Here is a 19,705-nt window from a genome sequence, read left to right on the forward strand (position 1 = left end):
TTAACTATAGAAAGCTATGTTTGGGAGCGATTGCACGATTCGGGCGGATGATTGCCTAATCTTGCAAATTGACTGGGGCGCCAGACGAGAGCTACCAATGGCATTTCTCATGCAACGGCCAGCAAGCCGCTCTTCATCGCGCAATTCTTGATGCTGTTGTACAGGAAGTCGACGATTTCTTGCGCTTCTTCGACGGTTTTGTCGAAGACTGCAATCAACATCTTCTCCACGTCCTCGGCTGCATAGCCCACAGCCTGGAGGAAGATGGCGGCCTGCTTCCACGCAAGTTTGAAGGTGTCTCTGAGGATCTTGCCGATTTGCTCGATCCCTTCAATGCCCTTCAGGATGCCCTGATAGACGTATTCCAACCATTTCTTCGCGTCTTGGAACAATCCGACAAAGAACTGTTTGATCTTCTCCAGCAGGATGCCTGGGAGATTTTCCAGAGGACCAATGTCGACATCCAGGTCGAAGCTGGCGATGTCATGCGTGCTGCTGGCCAAGGTGAAGCTGAACGAGGCGTTGGCAAATATTCCCTGGCCTGTGGTGCCGAAGGCCAGGTCGGCATTGATGGTGTCGTCGATGCCCAGCGTGCCGAGTGGTCCAAGATCGATGGACTCGTTAATACCGACGCTGGCCGAACCTTGTGCGTTGATTGAGTCGATACCGTCGATATCGGCCTGTAGGTTGAAGGTCGAACCACCGAGAGTGGTGTCCTTGAGTTCAAAGTGACAATGGTCAGCTCGAATATCGATATCGATTTGCGGGCCGATACCCAGTAGATAAGCTTCACCGGAGATCATGAATGCGGGCGTTCGATAGGACGGTTTCGGGTTAGTGGCGTCCGAGAAGGTGCACAGCAGCACACTAGGGCCGCCCGAGCCCTGGGCACCCGTGAGCTTGAACAGCTTGTCATTGCCGATGACGATTGGCGCCATTTCGACATTGAAGGCGATGCCTTTTTGCGGCATGACCTCGACCTTGATCTGTTCTCGGATCCACAGAAACTGGATATCGGCAAAAATGTGGAAGCCCTGTGGGAACGTCAATGTGGCGATACTGACTGGCTGAGGCACGACGTACAGTTGCGCTTCCAGGGACACCGAGATCTGCCCCCCGTTACGCTGCATTTCGTAGTGGTACATCGTGGAAAGATCGAGCAGGTACCAAATCTGGTCCGGCGTGTTCACAATCAACTGGATCTGGCCACTATCGGCGGGCAGGTCAACGCCACCGGCGGCGAACATTTCACGAATTTTAGCCAGGTCGTAATGGTTCAGGGCATCGTGGTAGGTCTGCCAGTCGCTGTCGAAGCTGTGCAATCGACCCACCGCTATCTGGGTGAGTACATCGCGCAGGAAACCGGGCAAGTCCGAGGCAGTAGCACCGGTCAACTCGTCAAAGACCTTGGCCAGGCTGAGGTCGCTGACAGCACCGGCAACCATTGACTGGCTAGGTTGCACGGTGTCGATGAACACCGCCAAGGCGCTATCGATGTCGGCTATATCCAGTTCGGCGGAAAATCCGATCGAAGGTTCGCCTTCGAAGGAAATGCCAAGCTCGAACGCCAAGCTCTTGAGCTTGAATACCGAGAAGTCGAGGGTGCCGTTATCGTTTTCAACCACCATGTCGCCCGATACGAATGCGCCGTTTTCCACGACTGCCAAGCTGACATCGAAGCGCACCGGTTGCGACTCGAGGGTGGCGCGAGCGGTGGCGGTCAGATAGAACTCAACCTGTTCGGCCTGTATCTGAACGCCCAAGGCCCCGCTGAGCGTTACCGAACGATTGATCACCGTGCTGATATTTGCGAAAAGCCGTGCCTGGGTGCCGGCATCGGTGCCAATGAATATCCCCGCATTCAGGTTCGTGTCTGGCGAAATGGACAGCATCCTGGCCAGGTTTTGCAGGATCCTGTTTTGCTTCAATTGGGTCTGCGCGTAAAAGTAGAAGCCTTCCTGCAGTCCACCTGACCAGGCCGGAATAGTGATCTGTTTTGACTTGATCTGCGGATTTTGAAATAGGTCCAAAGCCGGAAAGGTGAAATCCGACTTCTTCAGCGTGGAAACGATCACCACCTGCTCGCCGGCAATGGGAAAGATATCCAGGAACGCCTGGATGGAAGCAAGTCCTGGCAGCGCCGACAGCTTGCACAGGGACAAGTCCAGGCCCAGAGCAAAGCCCCAGGTGCCTTGTTGGTCCAGGAGTTCGAAGGCCAGCGAGCCGGCGTTGGCAACCTGGGTTCCGAACGAAAGCTTGAATTGATCCTGGTTCTTGGTGATCAACAACGTCGAGTCGGTAAACGTCAAGTCGCCAAGCCCACTGGGCAGTACATCCTTGGCGTTGCATAGCCAGCCGATCAGCCCGTTCAACGTGACTTGGGGCAGGGCACCCCGCAACGCTAGCCCCTGAGTGGGATCGTAAGACATGGCCAGCGTCAGGTTGTCGTCGAAGACCAGCCCGCCGGCAAACTGAGCCGAGGTCTTAGCGTTCGCCCCGAGCCCTTTTGACAAGCCGAATTGAATGTCCTCGATGGCCAGGTTGTGCGGACCCAGTGGAATGACCCACCCTGGGGAGTCGGCCATTTCGGTGTAAAAGTTGTAGCCGGCCTGGGTATCGATGTTGACCGACAGCATGTCGATCGTCAGATCGGCCGGCGGCTGGATCGACGGCAGGTACCGCGTGACCAGCGCCTGCAGCGGCAGCGTAACCGCGTCCTCCAGTTCGCCGGCAATGAAGAAATCAGGATAGCCGGCGCTAACGTTTACTTGGGCGGCATTACCGATCAGGAACAACGCATTTATCGAAGCACCCGGTGCAGGCTTGATAAAAGGCAGGGTGACATGGAACTCAACGGATATGGATTCGAGCAGAAACTCATCGCCGAGCAGTTTCCATTGAGCGTCCGGGATACCAACGGTCAGGTAGACATAGTCGACGCTAAGGCCGGTGCCCGACCCCGTCAGTGCGATCGCCGCGTCCAGCAACTGCAGCTTGCCGGCATCATGCAGGGCGTCTTGCAGTGGCCCCGGCAGGTAGTCGATTAGCGTCGAGGTGCCTGCCAGGTCCAGCAGGTCCGCCAGATTGCTCAGGGTGAAACCGCTGAATTCTCCGGTGATCACCAGCTTGCGAGTGCCCTTGGGAATCTTCGATGACAGCTCAACGGTCAGGCCGGCACTGGGTATCGTCAGCGCACCACTGATCGCCATGAATGGCTCATAGCTGGGGTTGGCCATCCACCATTTCGCGCTCAAAGGACTGTAAACCGAGAAGATCGTCTGGGTAAGCGCAAGCTTTTCGGAAATGGAAACGTCCAGTCCCAGGTCCACGAACAGACTGATGCCCGGCGGCGAGTTTTGTTCTTTCCATGGGAAATTGTTAACGATCTCGCGCAGCGGCGACACCTGCACGGAGGGTTCGACGATGTTTCCGCCGATCGCGAAACGGTCGTTGACGTCCAGCAGATGTTCCAGCGCCAGCAGTACGCCGTTAAGCTCAACAATGCCGGCGAAACCGAGCCCTGCGTCCAGCGACACTGGCGCCTTGGTGGAGCCCAAGTCGATATCAACGACGGTGGCATCGGTCAGTGCATAGAACCATGCCGAGGTCAGCGTGAGATCGTCCAGCGCCGACGTCTGGGGAGCGGTGACACTGGAACTGAAGTCGAAGCTGACGGGCAGATCCGGGAAACTGTCGGAAAATTTCCAGTTTCGTCCTGTGCCAATCAAAGTGAACATCAACTGGACAGTGACGTCGCCGCTTTGCGGGTCGAGCACAAACGTGGCTGTTACGGGAGCGTTAGCCACTTGGCGAAAAAGCGAGGCGGTGCCGACGCGCTGCACTGTATTGCCGGCGTCGTCGGGACCGATGCTCGCATTGGAAATGGTCAGCGGTTGATGGTCGAAAATGCGCCCGTAAAAGTCGGCGAATTTTGCCGTGGTCACCGTACTGGCAACGATGGTTGTCGTCCCGTCCAGCCCTATCTTGAGGTTCTCGCGAAGCGTTTGGATATCCATGGCCATTTCTTCATCAGAGAGCGAAGTTCGCTGGGGTTATTCTTCGAGAGTCATGACGATAGGCATGTGGTCGCTGATGATCTTGGCATTCTTCATTGCCAGTTGCAGCTGCATGCGGGTGACGATCATGAAGGTGAAGCTGTCCATGATTTCCTGGAGGACGACGTTGGGAACGCAGACCTTGAGTTCCCAATTGGAGGTGATGCCACGGATGAATATGTTGTCGTAGGCGCTTGCCAAAAAGGCGTCGTCAACATCGCCTTGCTGGATCATTTTCTGGCGATTGGCGATGTCATTGACGAACGATTTCAACGAGGTAAGGGTAGTTTTTTCGCCGTCGAATATACCGGAGAACTTCAGGCTGGTCAGAGGCGCATAGGTAGCGGCATTGGCCGTGTTGTAGTTGAAGTCGCCAGAGATCAAAAAGGCCGTGTTGCCCGTGTTGATCTCGATCTCTTCGCTTAGATCTGCCAGCAACTGGATGGTCGCATCTTTCTTGTGATACTTGGGTTGAGGGGCATGCCAGAGCAGGCAGTTGAGTTCCTTGGGTTTGCCCGCGGTTCTGGCCTGCATGTTCCAGAACAATGGATTGCGGTCAGCGAAAATCACCTTGGTGCTGGTGGCGACCGCCATGTTGCTGACGCTGACGTTTGCATCGTCCCAAAGCAATGCGTACTTGTCGGCGCGCCGGGCGAACGTATGGGCGACTTCAATATTTCGCTGCGACACCTCGTATTTCCACTTGCTGCCTGAGCCGACAAGCTTCTTGCGATCATTGATGGCCTGGACCAGCACTTGCACCGCTTGCTCACCCGTGCCGAGCGTCACTTCCATGACGCCGATGACGTTAGCCTGCATCTCGTCGATCAGCACGGCGATCCAGGCCGCGACGTTGACGTTGCGAAAGACGTCCTTGGCGCATTTCTTCGAGGACAGGCTTTCAATATTCCATGACATGTAATCGGCGATTTCCGGCATGGGCGGTCACTCCATGTGAAGGCGATTTCGGTATCCCGGCGGTGTCAACGCTGGTTCCGCCGGGATATCGTTCAACTGGCGGTGACGCTGGCGGTACCTGTCAGCAGGATCTGATTGCCCACGCCTGTGATGTTCAGGTTCTCAGGCGTCACCTGCAGAGTGAAACCTTCGAAATTGCCGCTCAGATCCGGAATTTGCAGCAGGGTCTGGGCCAACTGACCTTGGATCGTTTCCTGGATCTGACCGCCTACCACATCGTTGAGGATCGCCAGGGTAATGGAGGAGATCACACCACCGCCCAACGTTGCCATCCACGCCCAGAAATTGGAGGGCGTGATGTTGACCGATGGGCGAGAAACACTGCCGCCGCTTATACGGATGTTACGTTGCGCATCCACCACCACCTGCAGCGTCGCGGTGACTGGGCTGATGGAAATATCCCAGTCTGCCGGGCCCAAGCTGTAGCTACCGCTCAAGTTGAGCGTCAGCGTCAGGTTACCGTTGTTGACCGAAGCGCTGTAACTGTTGAGATGCACGACGGCACCGCTGGCCGAATAGGTCTTCTGTACTGTGCTCCACCACAGATTGGCGACGACCTGTTGGATCAGCGGCTCGGTGAGTACCAGGTTGAAGCCGCCATTGGATGGCGGTTGCTTTTGGCTGATCGCCACCGGCGAGAACAATCCGCCCGCCGCATAGGCGTTGCCGCCATCGATCAACAGGGCGTATCCGGCAAAGGTGATACCGTTGACGGGCCCCAGCGGTATGGCGATGGCGGATATCAGGCTGTTCACCCGGCTGGCGATATCACTCTTCAAGGCGTCCAGGATTTCGTTCACAAACGGATCATCGGTGACAAAGTTGATATCGGTCACTGACAGACGCACCACACCGTTGCCATCTACTGTGGCCCGTGCACTGGCATTGGCACCGACTGTGCTGCTGGTGGGGTCCCCGCCGGCCACGGTCACGGACAGCTCCACCGGCATGCTGACCATGAAAGTTTGACCGCTACCGCTGGCGGCCAAACTGAATGTCGGTGGTGCAGATACGCTCCAGGTCAAACTCGCGTTCGCATCGGGGATGTTTGCGGTGTCGCTCAGCTTGGGCGCGATGGTGGGAAAAATGGATTCACTGGCGTTGTTCAATAACGATTGCGAAAGGCCCGCGATGAAATCGGTGGACATGGTCGAAACTCCTTTTTCAATCAGATAGTGGCCAAGGCCTTGCGGGCTTCCGTGGTGGCGACCTGCGACAGGCTGGCGAGCAGATTGGGGTTGGAGAGCTGGCCGTTGAGCGCGGCGATGAGCTTCGTCTGGTTGGCGTCCTCATTGAGCAGTTGGTTGATGGTGGCTTTAAAGACGGTCGCCAGATCGATATCGATCGTTATGTTGCCATTGCCGACGACCGGATTGACCGACAACGCGCTGAAGTTGACGACTGCGGTATCGAGCTGTCCATCCACCGCCTCGGTAGCACTGAAGACCCCGGTCAGGTCATCGACGTGGTTGATGGTCAAGCTGAAAGTACCCGGTGGCATGTCGATGTGGTTCAGGTTGACGTGCAATTCGCCACTGGCCTGGATCTGGTTGGGTACGGCGGGGGGGCGTTGGTACCCATCCTGTGTATTGGGCTGTTTGCCGTGGAAGGTCACGGTGCTGCCGTCGACGACGATCTCGGGGTCGGTTCCATTATCGAGCTTCACCTGGCTGTTGCTCAGTCCGAGGATATTCAGTTTCTTGATAACGATGTCGATCGGAATCTTTTCGATCGTGAATGAGCCCAGGTCCACTTCGGCGATGGTCAGTGGGTCCAGCGCGCTACCGTCCGGATTGTAGAGAATCGAGGACAAGTAGAAGTCGGAGGCGGGCGTCAGTAGCATGTTTTCCAGCAATTGGACGAGTTGACTGTCGGACATGATGTTCTCCTAACTGTTAAGTTGGTTGAGGATGGCTTTACGCGCGATCTGGCTGAACTCTTCCGATAGCTGCGGCGCCTGGGCGCTGAGCGCATCGTTCAGCGCTTTGGCGATCTGTGACTGGACTTCGGGTTTCTGGAACAAGCGGCCGATGATCTGCTCCAACGCGGTGTCGCGTGGCGTCAGCGTCACCGACACATCTATCTGGGCACTGTCCAGGTTTGCGCTGATATCGCTGATCGTGAGCGTCAAGGCATTCACATCGGCGCCTGACGGGGTGATCGTCAGCGAGCTTTGCAGGTTGACCACGGTCGCGGTCAGGGTGCCCTGCAGTAGGACTGGCTTGAGGCCCTGCTGGGTCAGCGAGAACCCGGCGTTCACGGTGAGCGGCGGTGCTGGTGGAACGGGCTGGCTGACCGTCGGGCCCGGGCGGTCGAGCTGTCGTACCGGCCCCTCTGCCAGAGCGCCGAAACTGAGCGTGGCGGCAATCCGCGGAGTGCTGAGCGTGACCGCCGAGAGCGGTGCTTGGGCGTTGGAACCGCCCGAAAGCGTCAGTTTGGTCAACTGGATGTTGGTGTACTTCAGCCCCCCATACGTCTGATCGGGTATGTCGATCTGAGGATTGGAATAAGGCTCCAGCACCGGATCCGACGAGCACGCGAGTTGCCACGGGAGATACCAGTTACTGTTCGCTTCGTTCAGCGCCACCCGCGTGCGATCGAACAGGAACAGGTCCACGGGCGAAGCCGCGTCCTGGCCACTGTCGTCATTGGGCAAGCCTTGGGCAGGGAGGGGGCCGAACACACTGGACATGAGGTTCTCGGCCTGTGTGCCGAGCATGTCGTTGACGCTTTGCAGGTTGGAGGGCAAATTCAACATGCTGCTTAATGCGCCGACCATGGCTGCCTGGCCTTCGGAGCTGTTTAGTGCCTCCCTGATCGATTCAATCAGCTGATCTTTGCCCACAAAGTCGCCATCCAGAGTGAGCTGCTTGAAGTTCAGACTCACCGGATTGTTCTGCACGCCGGTCACTAGTAGTTCGCTCACTACGAAGGCCAGCGAGCGCGTTGCGCCAGCGCCTTCGATGGTCACGCTGACCTTCGCCGTCAACATGCATTCGCTGAACACCACTGTGAATGCACCGCTGCCGACGATGTCAGTGGTCGAAGTGTTGGGTGCGTCCCCGATCTGGAGGGACTGGTCGATGTGATAGTTGCCGGACATCGTCAGCGGCGGCAAGTCCGTCTGTCTTGAGGCTCCGTTATAGTAATTGAACAGCAATGGCAGGGTGATGGAGTAGCCTTGACCCGTGATTGTGGAGGACGCTGGATTGACGAAGAGGTTTTGCAGACCGTCCACCAGGACTGCGGACAGCTTCAGGTGCGGATCGGGTTTTTTAGGATCGGGTACGGCGTCCTCTTGGTTGACGATGGACCAGTTTTCGGCAAATTGCTCGGCGAGATAGTCGCCGTTGGAGCCGGTCAGGTAGCCCAGGTCCTGCTGGTCGGCGTGTATCGGCAGGACCAGATTGCCATCGCCTCCCTTCATCTGCACCAGTTGTCCGGGCAGCCACAGCTTGGCGTTGTTCGGGTCGTTGAGGCACGGTTGCAGCGTGTCGAGAAAAAAACTCATCAAGGTGCTCATGGGGGCTCCGTCAGGTGCGAGGTCAGCCGTTCAGGGGGCGGTCAATGACGTGCAGGGTCAGCTCCTCCAGGGCATCGCGATAGCGGCCTGGAGGAAATGGCTCAAGATAGAACAGCGCCTGCAAGGCTTCGCGCCGGGCAGCCGCGTAGGCCTTGTCGATACAGCCACAATCACGCAAGTCGTCCAATGCATCGCCCAAACGATGCCCCGTCAATGGCGTGCCTTCGCGCAGCGATTGGCTGATTGCATGTGTCGGGCCGAGCGTCTCCATCGCATAGATCAGTGGCAGCGACAGTCGACCCAGTAACAGGTCGATACCTGACTGCTTGCCCGCCGAACTTTCGTACTCCACCACATCGAGCACGTCGTCCATGATCTGAAACGCACGCCCCAAGGCGCGCCCGAAGAAGCCACCGCGGCGGGCATCACGGCTACGCCCACCGGCCAGATCGATGCCCCCCTGGCAAGCCAGGCGAAACAAGACCGCGGTCTTGCGGTCGATGGTCTGGTAGTAGCGTGCCAGGCGTGCATCGTGATCCTCGGGCAAGGTCCGGTCCAATTCGTCCAACTCCCCTCGGCAGATATCGAACGCGGTATCCAGCACCAATCGCACCAAGGTCATGTCGCGCTCGGTATCCACGGCGGTGGCGAACCCGCGAAGCGCCTGTACGAATTGCAGATCACCGATCAGCAGCGCGGTCTTGCTGCCGCGAGCGGCCGACACCGATGGCAGTCCGCGTCGCAACTGAGCCTCATCGACGATGTCGTCATGAATCAAGGTGGCCACATGCAGCATCTCCAGCGATGCCGCGCCTTTGTAGACCTTGTCGGGCAGAGGCCCATCCTGCGCGATGAGCCGCGCCGACAGGAGCATGACCAAGGGCCGTATCTTTTTACCGCCGGCAAACATCTGCCGTTCCACGTCGGTGAGGTAGGGCGCCTGCGGTTCCAACGCCAGCTCCACTTCCTGCCGGAAACGCACGAGGTCTTCGGCGAGCAGTTCTTCGCTGATGCGCGCGTACACGGATGACGACGATGCGATCGGCTGCTGCGCGATGACAGCGGCAATGGAATTGCTTGCCGACATCATGCCTCCTGGCTGGCCAGTGTTCGCAGTACGCGAGTCAGTTGGCTGGCAATGCGGTCTTCGAGGATGCCTCGGATGAAGTTGGCGCTACCCAGGCGCGAGCGTCCAATTTCACCGGCCTGGCCCTGCCATTGCGCGCTGTCAAGGTCCAGTGCCGGCACGCTCAAACTGCTGCGTTGCAACTTGAGGGTCAGTGCGCCATCGGGCTGCTCGCTGAGGGCGAAGACGAAGTGGCTTTCGGCGAGAGAACTGGAGAATGGTCCACTATGCAGAGGCAAGCGGCGCTTGGGATCGTGCAAACGCAATGACTCGGCATAGATGGCTTGCACACGCACTATGGTGTCGGGGTCCATGACGAAGCCGTGCTGGACGCATAGATCCAGATCCGTGTCGTCATGGGTATTGTCGGCGATTCGCGCGAACGTCTCCTGCAGGCTTTGGATCTGCAGCTGGAGCGCCGCCTGATTCGCGGGGGGGGCTGTGTTGACGGTGTTGTAGACAGAATCGGCAGTCATTGGCACCACCGTCTGCTGCGTGTTTTGGGTGTTGGTCGCAACTTGTGCCTGAAAGCTCAACGCGGCCACCGCGGCATCGGGGTAGGGTTTTAGACAGGCGTAATAAAGATGAATCTTCTGCGAGAACGCGTGCATATTGTAGGACAACTGCTGGGTACCAAATAGCTTGTCCTGCGGATTGACCGGCATACCCGATGTAGCCAGCGCTTGCGACGTGTAATCGCACATCTCTGCAATGGCACCACCCTTTGCCCAGGACGTACGCAACTGCGAATTGTTATTGAAAACATCGGTATAGGCATCATTATGCTGGTTGAACGTATCCAGCAGGGAGCGGCCGTTTGCAGTCTGATTCAACTGGGTACGCTGATCGTTGGCTTGCTGCAGCTGGTCATACTGTTTCTCGGTGATAGTCGGTGGATCGGCATCATCAACAGTACTCGCACCCACGGCAAAACTTGCCAGCGGCGCCATCAATCCACCGGTATCCAATTGCACCTTCGCACTTTCCAGGCCAAACAGTTCGTAGGTTCCGTTCAGTTGCATCGGCGCCAGGGTCACCACGATACGGCGGGGATCATGGTCGGGAACGATGGATAACAACGTCACTGGCGACACCGAGATATCGTTCAATGCCAGCAGTAATTCGCCACCGTTGGAATTGCTGGGAATGTCCACGTGGCTGGCCAACGGATAGGGGCCACAAGCCGATACCGAAAATTGTTGGGGCAGGGTAGCGGCCAAGGAGGCTGTGCCGGAGGCAGCCGTCAATTTCGGCAGGAAGTCGTCGATAGTAGGCATGCGATGCGCTCTCGTAGGCAGATCAGACGCTGGTAGAGGGGAGATTGGTGATCGCCAGCGTCGCGACGATTTTCAGCATCGGGCTATCGCCGATGTTGACGCTACCCAAGGTCAGAGCGCTGGGGGCGATGCGGATACCATTGGTATCGTAGTTGGGCACTGAGCCGATGGACTCGACTTTGCCTTGCAACGCGTCCTTGGGTTTGTCCTTGACCTCTGCGGCGATGAGGGTCGCAATGGGATAGGCAACCGCGGACAGAATCTTCTGGGCCAGGTTTCCAGTCGGCGTCAATTTAAACGTCAGCGAAGGCACCGACGTTATCGTCGCGCTGATAGCGACGCCATCGACTGCCACGGTCAGATCGATTTCGGCGGGCGAAGGACTGATGGAAACATCGTAATCAAACATGCTCGACATGGGCGTTGCTCCGGCAAGGAATTTGAGGGTTACAGCAGGGCCGCACCGAGGGCACAACCTGCCGCCGCCAGGGCCATGCCTGCCGCAGTGAGGGTGGCCTGCGCATTGAGCGAAGCGCTCAACTGGGCATTGATGGTCAAGGGGGCCACCTGCTTGACTGTGGCCGAGAGCGAGGAGATCGAGCCGTTGTAGCTCCAATCGGCCAGTTTCTTGAAGTCGCCGCTGTCGGAGAACGGATACCCCTGGTAAGGCTTCAAGAAAACAGCCATTGCCGTGTTGATCAGCGTATTGCTGGCGATTACGAATACCGGATCGGTGGGCCAGGTTACTCCGTCGATATCCAGCGCATTGGTGTTGGTGGTCAGCGTCGTCGCACCGAGCAAATAGCTTGCAGTGAGTTGCAGCTGTACAGGGTTGAGTGTCACCCCGTTCCAATCGAGGTTGGGCAGGTGCACGAGGGCCAGCATCTGATTAGCAGAGGCGAATATCTGCGGCAACAGCATCAGATTGAATATGGCTATGTCCCACGCGGAGAATTTGCTCTCGTCCAATGACACTGCCACCAAGTCGAGTGCCAGTGTTCCCGGCGTAAAGGTGAGCGTGGCGTAGACCACTACGCTCGGGGCGGTACCGCCTACCGCGGGCGCACTACCCAGCGTGTAGCTGGCCGTCAGCATCGGCAAGGTGAGTTGGACCATTGGCAAACTGGGCAAAGGGATGCTCTGGGAACCATTGGTTTCGCCGTTCGGCGCAAGCGCGGCATTCCAGATAGCCGGGGAGGGAGGACCGAAAGCAAGGCTAGGCGCAGCACCGACATCCCAAGTCAGCGTCACTGCTCCGAGGTCTGGCAGGGTTTTGGGCAGGCTGCCCTTGAATGGGTCATTAGTGCTGGGGGCGTTCTGGTAATACTCGCCCAACAAGGTGTTGAGCTCCGTCACGCTGATGCCTGCGGCAGCGTCGAAATTGGTCATCCCTGTACCTTCCTGATGTCTGTGAGAATCCATCTCACACTCGAATGTAGCAGGTTTTTAAAAGTCCACCTTTTTTCTTAAAAATTTGTTTAAGAGGCGTCGGTTCGGCGAGATATAAGAAATGCCAGCGCTTATCGATACCTCTGGCACCCGCCCATTTCGCAAGAAACCGTAGCGGGACACTCCGGCTTCTTGCGCGACGATTCACCTCCCGGTCTACATAGGCATATTGCGCGAATGCCGTGCGCTCGCCGGCCTGGATGAACGTCTGGATGGTGCGGTCGGTGTGCAGGCGGGCACCGATGGGGTGGTTGCTACTTGCGAATCAGGGCTATGACGTATTCGCACACTTGCGCTGTGGCGTTTTCGAACGTGCAGGCTTCTTCAGGCAACCCCAATTGCAAGCAGTCGCCTTGCTCCAGGATGTAGGTGGTGGTGCCCTTGGTAAACGTCAGCGTGCCTTGCGTGGCCCACACCTGCTGATGAAGGAACGCATAGGCCGTGGCCGGGTAGCTGATACGCACGCCCGCAGGCAGTTGCACACTGATGAGCTCCAGTGGCCAGCCCTCCCGTGGGGAGACTTGCTGGCGCGCGTAGCCAGTTTCCGGGTCTACCCAACGCGGTTGCTCCGCCGCCCTTGACAGAAGTCCCGAGCGTCCCTCGGCTCGATGCAACAGGGTGGAGAGGGGCAAGCCGAAAGCTCCCGACAACCGGCCCAGGATCGTCGACGTCGGGCTGACCTGTGCGTTTTCAATTTTGCTGATCATTGCCTTCGATACGCCGGATAGCTGGGCGAGCTCGCCGATGGACCATTCCCGCGCGGCTCGCTCGGCTTTGATGGTGAGTGCGATGTCAATGGGTTGATTGTTCACTATAGAAGACTTCCAAATCGGGGTGATTTAATTTGAGCTTAGCGCCCGACATGCATCTTGCTGGTGCAAAAAAAAGATAATGCTCTATTTTTGTGCGATAAAATATTACCAACTCATAATCAATTGATTCTAAATGGAATTAATATCACGATTTTCATGTTTAAAAATAAATCTATTGTTCGGAACGCCTTCGATTAAAAGTATCAATTTGTTTGCGTGAATTGCTTGTTTACTATCTGAAACGCGCAGCGACATTCCGTCGCGGCCATCCAAGCTACCTTATCGTATTTGGGGGGATCTATGCCGGCTCAGCAAATGGAACAAGGCTGTCTCACGGGTGAGCAAATCATTCATTCGATTAAAGGAATGATCACGGCTTCGGGGATCAACACCAATGCGTTCTATAAAACCTTTCGACAGGCCCCGCTGCCCAAGGCAACGCTGAAGAAAGTGTTCCAGCAGTACTTTTATTACATTCGTACGTTCCCCCAGATCCTGGCGGGTACCTCGCACCGCACCGACAGCGAAGTGATTCGGATGAAGCTGGCGCGCACGGTCGTGTCCGAGCTGGGCGATGGGGTAGGCGAGGCACACTTCATCATGTTCGAGCGTGTACTTGCCGGCGTTGGCATCACGTTGGATGACTGGAAGAAGGTTGAATATATTCCCGAAGCCAGTGAGCTGGTCGATGGCCTGCGTCGAATTTTCCTCGAGGGTTCGACAGAGCATGCCATTGGTGCTCATTACGTTATCGAAGAGTTCGGCTTTCCGATGATCGCCAACCTGTACGAAGGCTTCCGCCTCTACAGCGGGTGGAAACACGAAGACTTCACCTATTTCTATCTGCACATGCTGGTAGAAACCGATCATGTGCAATGGATCAGTGACGCGGTCATGGAGGCGGCCCGGGACACTGACAACGGCAACAATATTCTGGAGGGCGCTGCCGATGTACTGAACTTGTTGACCCGTTTCTGGCAAGGACTCAACCGAATAGCCACTCACGCCTGACCAATCAATACAAAGGGGGCGGGAAGTCATGGATGATTTGACATTGATTGGTCGAGTGGCGCCCTTCAGGGATGCCAGTGCATATGCAGCATCCTCAGGAGCGTTGAACCTTTCGCAAGGGCTTCCTGAACCCCTGTTTGACAATGCCATGAATGCGGCGTTGGCCCGCCAGGTCAGGGCGGGCTGGCAGTACGCCGACCCACGCGGCGAAATGATTTTGCGCGAAAGCATTGCGGCCCACAGTACCGGCTATGCGCCCGACAGCGAAGTGCTGGTGACCAGTGGCTGTACCGAGGCCTTGTACTTGGCCCTGTACGCAGCGTCCACGCAGTACGGCAGCCGGGTTGCGTTCTTTGAGCCTTTTTATCCCTATTACCCAGGAATGGCCACGTTGCTGGGATTGGAGTTTGTTGCAGTGCCGTTGTCGGTAGGGGAGTCGATCGGCCCCGATTGGGCACTGCTCGAACAGCAATTGCGCGCGGGTGTTCGCATACTGCTGATCAATACGCCCCATAACCCGACAGGGTGGTGCATGTCCGCTGATGATTGGCAGCACCTGGTGGCGCTGGCAAAGAACCATGACTTCATGGTGATTGTCGACGAAGCCTATCGTCACTATCAGTACGACGCTGACACACCGGCGCGCTACCCCAGCCAGCAGATTCCCATGATGGTGGCAGGCAGCGCTTCAAAGTTGTTGTCCATGACGGGCGTGCGAATCGGCTGGTTATGCGCGCAGGCAACCTTCATGGAGCGAGCCTATGCCCACCACCTCTACCTGAGCTATTGCCAACCCACCCCCATACAGGCGGCCGTTGCTGTTTTGCTCGATGAGTTGACCGTCGGGCGACTGGATAGCTTGCGTGAGCACTACAAGCACAAACGTGATCGCCTGGCAGGTGCGCTGATGGCTGCCGGGCTGGATGTCCGGTTACCGGCGGGCGGCCATTACATCATGGCTGACTATTCACGGCGGGCGCCTTTATTGTCCCCCGTTGAATTCAGTCAACACCTGGCCGCTCGTTGCGGTGTCATGCCATTGCCCGCGACGCCCTTCTACCAGGGGCCATGCCCCACCTATGTCCGGTTTTCTTTCTCGGTAGCCAAACCCATTGTTGATCAAGCCTGTGTCCGCCTGGAGGGTTTTTGAAATGGAGCAGCATGTGTTCGACGTCATTGTCGTAGGCGGTGGTCCCGCAGGGCTTGGCGAGTGTATCCGGCTGATTGATCTGGGCCTGAAAGTCGCTGTCATCAGCGATGTATTCGGGGGGTGCATGGGCATGATGGGCGATCATCCATTGCAGTCCTACTGCAATGAACTGGAGATCGAAGGCGCGCCCTATCCCTTGCAAAGGTTCATGCGCAAGTTGTGCGTCAGCCCCACCGGTGAGGAATACGCAGCCTACATCCGTAGTAACTTCGAAGCCTTGCAATTGACCAAGATCCAGCAACGGGTGGTCACCGTCAGCAAGGTCCAGGGGCTGTTCGAGGTGAGCCTGGCCCCGGGTTCCCAGCATCGTTCCTTGCGTGCACAGCAGATTATCCTGGCAACCGGGATTCGCCCGAAGGCGCCGCCCTTCGAAATGCCCAGTGCCCATTGGTTCAATTGCTTTGACGTCTATCAAATGGTTGCGCGGGGCCAGGCCCATCGTTTCCTGCAGCAAGATGTGGTCATCTTCGGCAGTGGTAACAGTGCGTTCCAGATCGCACTGCTCCTGGCGCCGTTCGCCCGCAATGTGTCGATCCTGATCAAATCCTATCTGGGGCTATATCCCCAAGAGACCGATGATCGCTTTGCCCTCAGGTCCCTGAGCCAGCGCACGCTGGAAATGATTGCCAAGACTTCGTCCAGTTCCTTTCAAGGGCCGCTCAACAGCGCCAGCAGCACGGGCCGGGCCAATATCTGGCTACATGCCTACAACAGCATTCGCCAGGATGGCGACAAGGTCGTCATGGACCTTCCGGCGTCACTCAACGGCCATCCGCTGCTCCAGGCTTCCTGTCGCAAGGCTCAAGAGGCGGGCCGATTGGTCGTCGCCCAGGCATTCGACGGGCATGAGTTGCATTTGGATGTGTCGGCGAAGGAGCAATGCCTTGTTTCGGCCATCGGCGTCACCGCACAACTGCCCGCCACCGACTGGCCGCAACTGCTCAACCAGCAAACCGGCTTTACCTGTCACCAGGATGGGAAAAGCCCTGTCGCAGGCCTGTATTTCGCGGGTGCTGCCTCAGGTTATGCGTCGATCAACACGATGGTGCCGGCAGCTGCAGAAATGAGTGCCGCCATATCGCTGCGAGAAGGACTGCGGTCATGGGCGTGAGGATGTTCCAGCCGCTACGCCTGGACATTGGCGACGTGCTCGGGCAGTCGGCAGCGGCGCTCAAGCAGGCCATCGCCCAGGCCAAGGTACTGGTCATCGCCAACCAGGACGTCAGCGTCGCCCCTTATGTGCAGTTGATGCGCAGGCTGGGCTCGCCTGTCCATCATGTGTTGGCCAAGTACTGCCTCGAGGATTATCGGGAAGTGCTGACTGTGACCAATCTGCATCGGGACGGCCAGGCCTTGGGCGTGCATGAAGGAGGAGGGTATTGGCACACCGACATGTCGTACAAATCGGCGAACACGGTGTTCACGTCACTGCTGTCGGTACGTGTACCCGACCAACACGGCGAGACCCAATTCATCGATTGTGTCGCAGGCCTGCAGCAGGTTCGCCAGTGGCTGGAAAGCCCAGGTTGCCCGCCGTACCTGAAAGGTCTCGACCTGGAAAACCTGCGGGTTCACCACCGTTTCGGCAATCGCGACGCGCTGCGCAATGCCGATGCAGCGGTGCAACAGCTCAATTCCCAGGAGGCTGGCGCACTGGAAAACACCGTGGTCCACCCCCTGGTGTACAAACACCCGCTCGCTTGCACGGCGTCACTGTATGCACCGGCTGCAACGGCCATGCAAATAGAAGGGGTAACGCCTGCACTGTCCCATCGCATTCTCGACAGTCTGGTCGACTTCCTTGTCCAGCACGCACCGCGCTATCGGCATGCCTACCGCCCAGGCGACATCGTCATCTGGGACAACCTCTCAACGCTGCATAAAGGTCCGCCAATACCCAAAAGTGAAGGGGGCGCCGATGCGCGCCTGCTCTATCGCATGAACGTCGACTTCCAGTGAGGCACTACTATGATCCAGACCATCGTTTTCCTGACGCCCCATTACCTTAACTTTGCCTCCGAGAAGGCGTTGCAGACGCTGGGTCGAGATTGCCGGACAGTGCTGATCGCCTATCATGCCGACGTCCTGCCGCCCGCGCTCGAGCGTAATGTCTCACAGGTTGTGCGCGTCGATGCCGACCTGCAGCGCAACATCCGGCCGCTGCTGGACCATGACCAATGTCGCAGCATCATCAGCGATGAGCTGCGAGCCGTGCAGGGCAATACTTCGTCATTGCGTATTTTCTGCCAGGAAGAGTGCCACGTTGAGCTGGCGGCTCAGTTGCGCGAGGAGTTCGGATTAGAGGGTGATACACAGGCGATCGTGGCGAACTTTCGCGACAAAGTGCTGATGAAACATGCCGTCAGCCAGAAGGGGATACGCATTCCCGAGTTTGTGCCACTGGATCACGTACGGCTATCGGCTGAGCCGCAGGCTTACTACGCCGAGCTGACGGCGCGATTGGGTTTGCCCCTGGTGCTGAAGCCGGTGAATGCGGCGGGCAGTTTCGAGGTGTCGATCATTCGCAACGAGGCCGAATTCATCAAGGCCCGCGAACAAGTGCTGGCCTCGCCGTATCATTTTGATTACGAGGTGGACGAGTTCATTGACGGCGACATGTTCCAATGCGACTCGTTTGTGGTCGACGGTCAAATCCGCTACTGCGGTGTGCTGGAACTGGGTTGCACCAACTTTGACTTTGTCCAGGGCAAGCCCTTGAGCGTGATTCCCGTGGCCGACCCCACGCTCAAGGCGACCCTGGAGGCATTCAATCGGGACGTGATTGCGGCCCTGAACTTTCGCAACGGTTCGACGCACCACGAGGTCTTCGTGGACCGCAAGCGCGGTTATCCGGTGTTCCTGGAAATTGCCGCACGCGTACCTGGCGGCATCGGGGTGCCGTACCACGAGAAAAACAGCGACATCAACCTGATCGACGCCAATCTCTACCTCACAGCCGGCGTCGCAGCTCTCGATGCCATCAAGCCCAACGAGAAGAACAACGTGGTGTCCGCCTTGTTGCCCTTGCGCAAAGGCCGGATCAGCCAGCTCAACGAGCCGCCCATTTCCAGTATCTACGACATCGACTGGCGGGTCGCCCCCGGAATGGTGGTGGACTCCCGGTCCCTGGCCGATACCGCGGGCATCCTGACTTTGTATAACGCAGACCCAAAGGTACTTCGCGCCGACTTTGAAGCCTTGCAGCACTACGTACCGACCCAGGTGGAAGTGCTGGAGCCGGGAACCGCTTGATCGATCAGGTAGGGCGCCAAGCACAGGTTTTTCTCAAGGAGCAGGCATGAAGACAGGAATACTCGGTGCCGTCAGCATGGCGGTCTACTGCATCTCGACGGCGCTCTCGGCCGTCTGGGTCATGGTGGCGTTCACCCGTATCAGTGGGGCGGCGTTGACATTCATTACCTTCCTGATGGCCTGGGCGGTATTTTTCCTGGTGCATACCTTGCGGGGTCATGACCCGTTTCGCCTGCTGCGCGAGGAGTGGCGAGGCGTGCTGCTGCTCAATGTGCTGACGTTGTTCAGTTGGTGGTTGATGTTCATGGCATTGCAGCGCATCGAGGCGTCGGTGGAATCGGCCATCTATCAGGGCTGGATGCCGCTGGTGGTGGTGGTCTGTGAAATGCTGGTGGCGCGCTCCTCGGTCAGTCGTTCCCGCTGGCTGGGCGCGCTGCTGATCCTGCTGTCGCTGATGGCGTTGGTCCTTATGCGTCTCGCGCTTGGGGTCACGGCCCAGGTAAGCCTGGTCAACTTGCATGAGGGCATCGCCCTGGCGAGTGTTGCCGGGATCACTGGCGGGATCTATGTGTTCTGCTCGGCTCGACTGAACCGCGACAGCAAGTACAGCGCCATGGATATCCTGTGCGTCAGGTTCTTCCTGCTATTGATCGTCACAGGGTGGGTCGGCCGGGAAAACTTGCACCAACTGCTCACGCTGGATACCGCCATGCTCGGCCAGTTGATCAAGCTGGCGTTTGTCAGCGTGCTGATTCCGGTGTTTACCCTGCAATTTGCCATTCAGCACCTGGGAGGTGGGCGGGTGTCCATTCTCACACCTTGCGTGCCGGTCATTGCCTTGGCCGCCGAGTTCGTGCTCTCCACCTGGCATAGCCCTTGGGTTCCCGTCCTGGTTACGGTGGTGTGCGTGGCGGTGTTGTTGTCCAACGTCTGGTTTTCGCGAGACAGGCGCGTTGTTCATTCAGGGCCTATGCCTGTTGCCCTTCAAAAATAGACTTCTGTTTGCTGGAGC

Annotated in this window: 16 protein-coding genes; 6 read left to right on the top strand and 10 right to left on the bottom strand. The window is 57.6% G+C overall.

Annotated elements, in window-relative coordinates; all coding sequences use genetic code 11:
- Positions 1–107 precede the first annotated feature (107 nt).
- The 10 genes from V7773_RS00395 to V7773_RS00440 all read right to left on the bottom strand — a co-directional run bounded on the left by V7773_RS00395 (position 108) and on the right by V7773_RS00440 (position 13,220).
- Positions 108–4,022: a hypothetical protein gene (locus V7773_RS00395; RefSeq protein WP_336071591.1), complete on the bottom strand. Its 3,915-nt coding sequence runs from the start codon at positions 4,020–4,022 to the stop codon at positions 108–110.
- Positions 4,023–4,052: 30 nt separating this feature from the next.
- Positions 4,053–4,994: a hypothetical protein gene (locus tag V7773_RS00400; protein ID WP_063321281.1), complete on the bottom strand. Its 942-nt coding sequence runs from the start codon at positions 4,992–4,994 to the stop codon at positions 4,053–4,055.
- 71 nt (positions 4,995–5,065) lie between these two features.
- The gene (locus tag V7773_RS00405) at positions 5,066–6,181 is read right to left on the bottom strand and encodes a hypothetical protein (RefSeq protein ID WP_063321280.1); all 1,116 of its coding nucleotides are present in this window, start codon (positions 6,179–6,181) and stop codon (positions 5,066–5,068) included.
- A gap of 20 nt (positions 6,182–6,201) precedes the next feature.
- Positions 6,202–6,912 (bottom strand): hypothetical protein, encoded by a 711-nt coding sequence (locus tag V7773_RS00410; protein WP_063321279.1) that lies wholly within the window; start codon positions 6,910–6,912, stop codon positions 6,202–6,204.
- Between the two features lie 9 nt (positions 6,913–6,921).
- Positions 6,922–8,556 carry a hypothetical protein gene (locus V7773_RS00415; RefSeq protein ID WP_336071596.1) on the bottom strand — a complete coding sequence of 545 codons (1,635 nt, stop codon included), beginning with the start codon at positions 8,554–8,556 and terminating at the stop codon, positions 6,922–6,924.
- A 22-nt stretch (positions 8,557–8,578) separates the two neighbouring features.
- Complete coding sequence (locus V7773_RS00420; RefSeq protein ID WP_336071598.1) at positions 8,579–9,643, bottom strand: polyprenyl synthetase family protein; 1,065 nt, start codon at positions 9,641–9,643, stop codon at positions 8,579–8,581.
- On the bottom strand, positions 9,643–10,959 hold the full coding sequence (locus tag V7773_RS00425) for a hypothetical protein (protein WP_336071600.1): 1,317 nt from the start codon (positions 10,957–10,959) through the stop codon (positions 9,643–9,645). Before V7773_RS00425 ends, V7773_RS00420 begins: the two co-directional genes overlap by 1 nt.
- 22 nt (positions 10,960–10,981) lie before the next feature.
- Complete coding sequence (locus V7773_RS00430; protein WP_336071603.1) at positions 10,982–11,377, bottom strand: hypothetical protein; 396 nt, start codon at positions 11,375–11,377, stop codon at positions 10,982–10,984.
- A gap of 29 nt (positions 11,378–11,406) precedes the next feature.
- Positions 11,407–12,348, bottom strand: coding sequence for a hypothetical protein (locus tag V7773_RS00435; RefSeq protein ID WP_336071604.1), 942 nt, complete (start codon positions 12,346–12,348; stop codon positions 11,407–11,409).
- A gap of 314 nt (positions 12,349–12,662) precedes the next feature.
- On the bottom strand, positions 12,663–13,220 hold the full coding sequence (locus tag V7773_RS00440; RefSeq protein WP_336071606.1) for a helix-turn-helix domain-containing protein: 558 nt from the start codon (positions 13,218–13,220) through the stop codon (positions 12,663–12,665).
- A 366-nt stretch (positions 13,221–13,586) separates the two neighbouring features.
- Between V7773_RS00440 and V7773_RS00445 the strand changes: the two genes are divergently transcribed.
- From V7773_RS00445 to V7773_RS00470, 6 genes are read left to right on the top strand one after another with little or no spacing between them, the layout of a single operon-like run.
- Positions 13,587–14,231: an iron-containing redox enzyme family protein gene (locus V7773_RS00445; RefSeq protein WP_238992595.1), complete on the top strand. Its 645-nt coding sequence runs from the start codon at positions 13,587–13,589 to the stop codon at positions 14,229–14,231.
- A 28-nt stretch (positions 14,232–14,259) separates the two neighbouring features.
- A complete protein-coding gene (locus V7773_RS00450) occupies positions 14,260–15,381 on the top strand; it encodes a pyridoxal phosphate-dependent aminotransferase (protein ID WP_336071609.1) in 1,122 nt (373 codons plus the stop codon).
- 13 nt (positions 15,382–15,394) lie between these two features.
- A complete protein-coding gene (locus V7773_RS00455; RefSeq protein WP_175456211.1) occupies positions 15,395–16,552 on the top strand; it encodes an NAD(P)/FAD-dependent oxidoreductase in 1,158 nt (385 codons plus the stop codon).
- Entirely contained in the window at positions 16,543–17,400 is an 858-nt protein-coding gene (locus V7773_RS00460; protein ID WP_092462764.1) for a TauD/TfdA dioxygenase family protein, read from the top strand. The genes V7773_RS00455 and V7773_RS00460 overlap by 10 nt, the downstream gene beginning before the upstream one ends.
- Positions 17,401–17,409: 9 nt before the next feature.
- Positions 17,410–18,693: an ATP-grasp domain-containing protein gene (locus V7773_RS00465; protein ID WP_336071613.1), complete on the top strand. Its 1,284-nt coding sequence runs from the start codon at positions 17,410–17,412 to the stop codon at positions 18,691–18,693.
- A gap of 46 nt (positions 18,694–18,739) precedes the next feature.
- The gene (locus tag V7773_RS00470) at positions 18,740–19,687 is read left to right on the top strand and encodes an EamA family transporter (protein ID WP_092143497.1); all 948 of its coding nucleotides are present in this window, start codon (positions 18,740–18,742) and stop codon (positions 19,685–19,687) included.
- The last annotated feature ends 18 nt before the right edge of the window (positions 19,688–19,705 follow it).

The sequence above is a fragment of the Pseudomonas sp. 3JA genome, assembly GCF_036961705.1.
Taxonomy (GTDB): domain Bacteria; phylum Pseudomonadota; class Gammaproteobacteria; order Pseudomonadales; family Pseudomonadaceae; genus Aquipseudomonas; species Aquipseudomonas fluorescens_Q.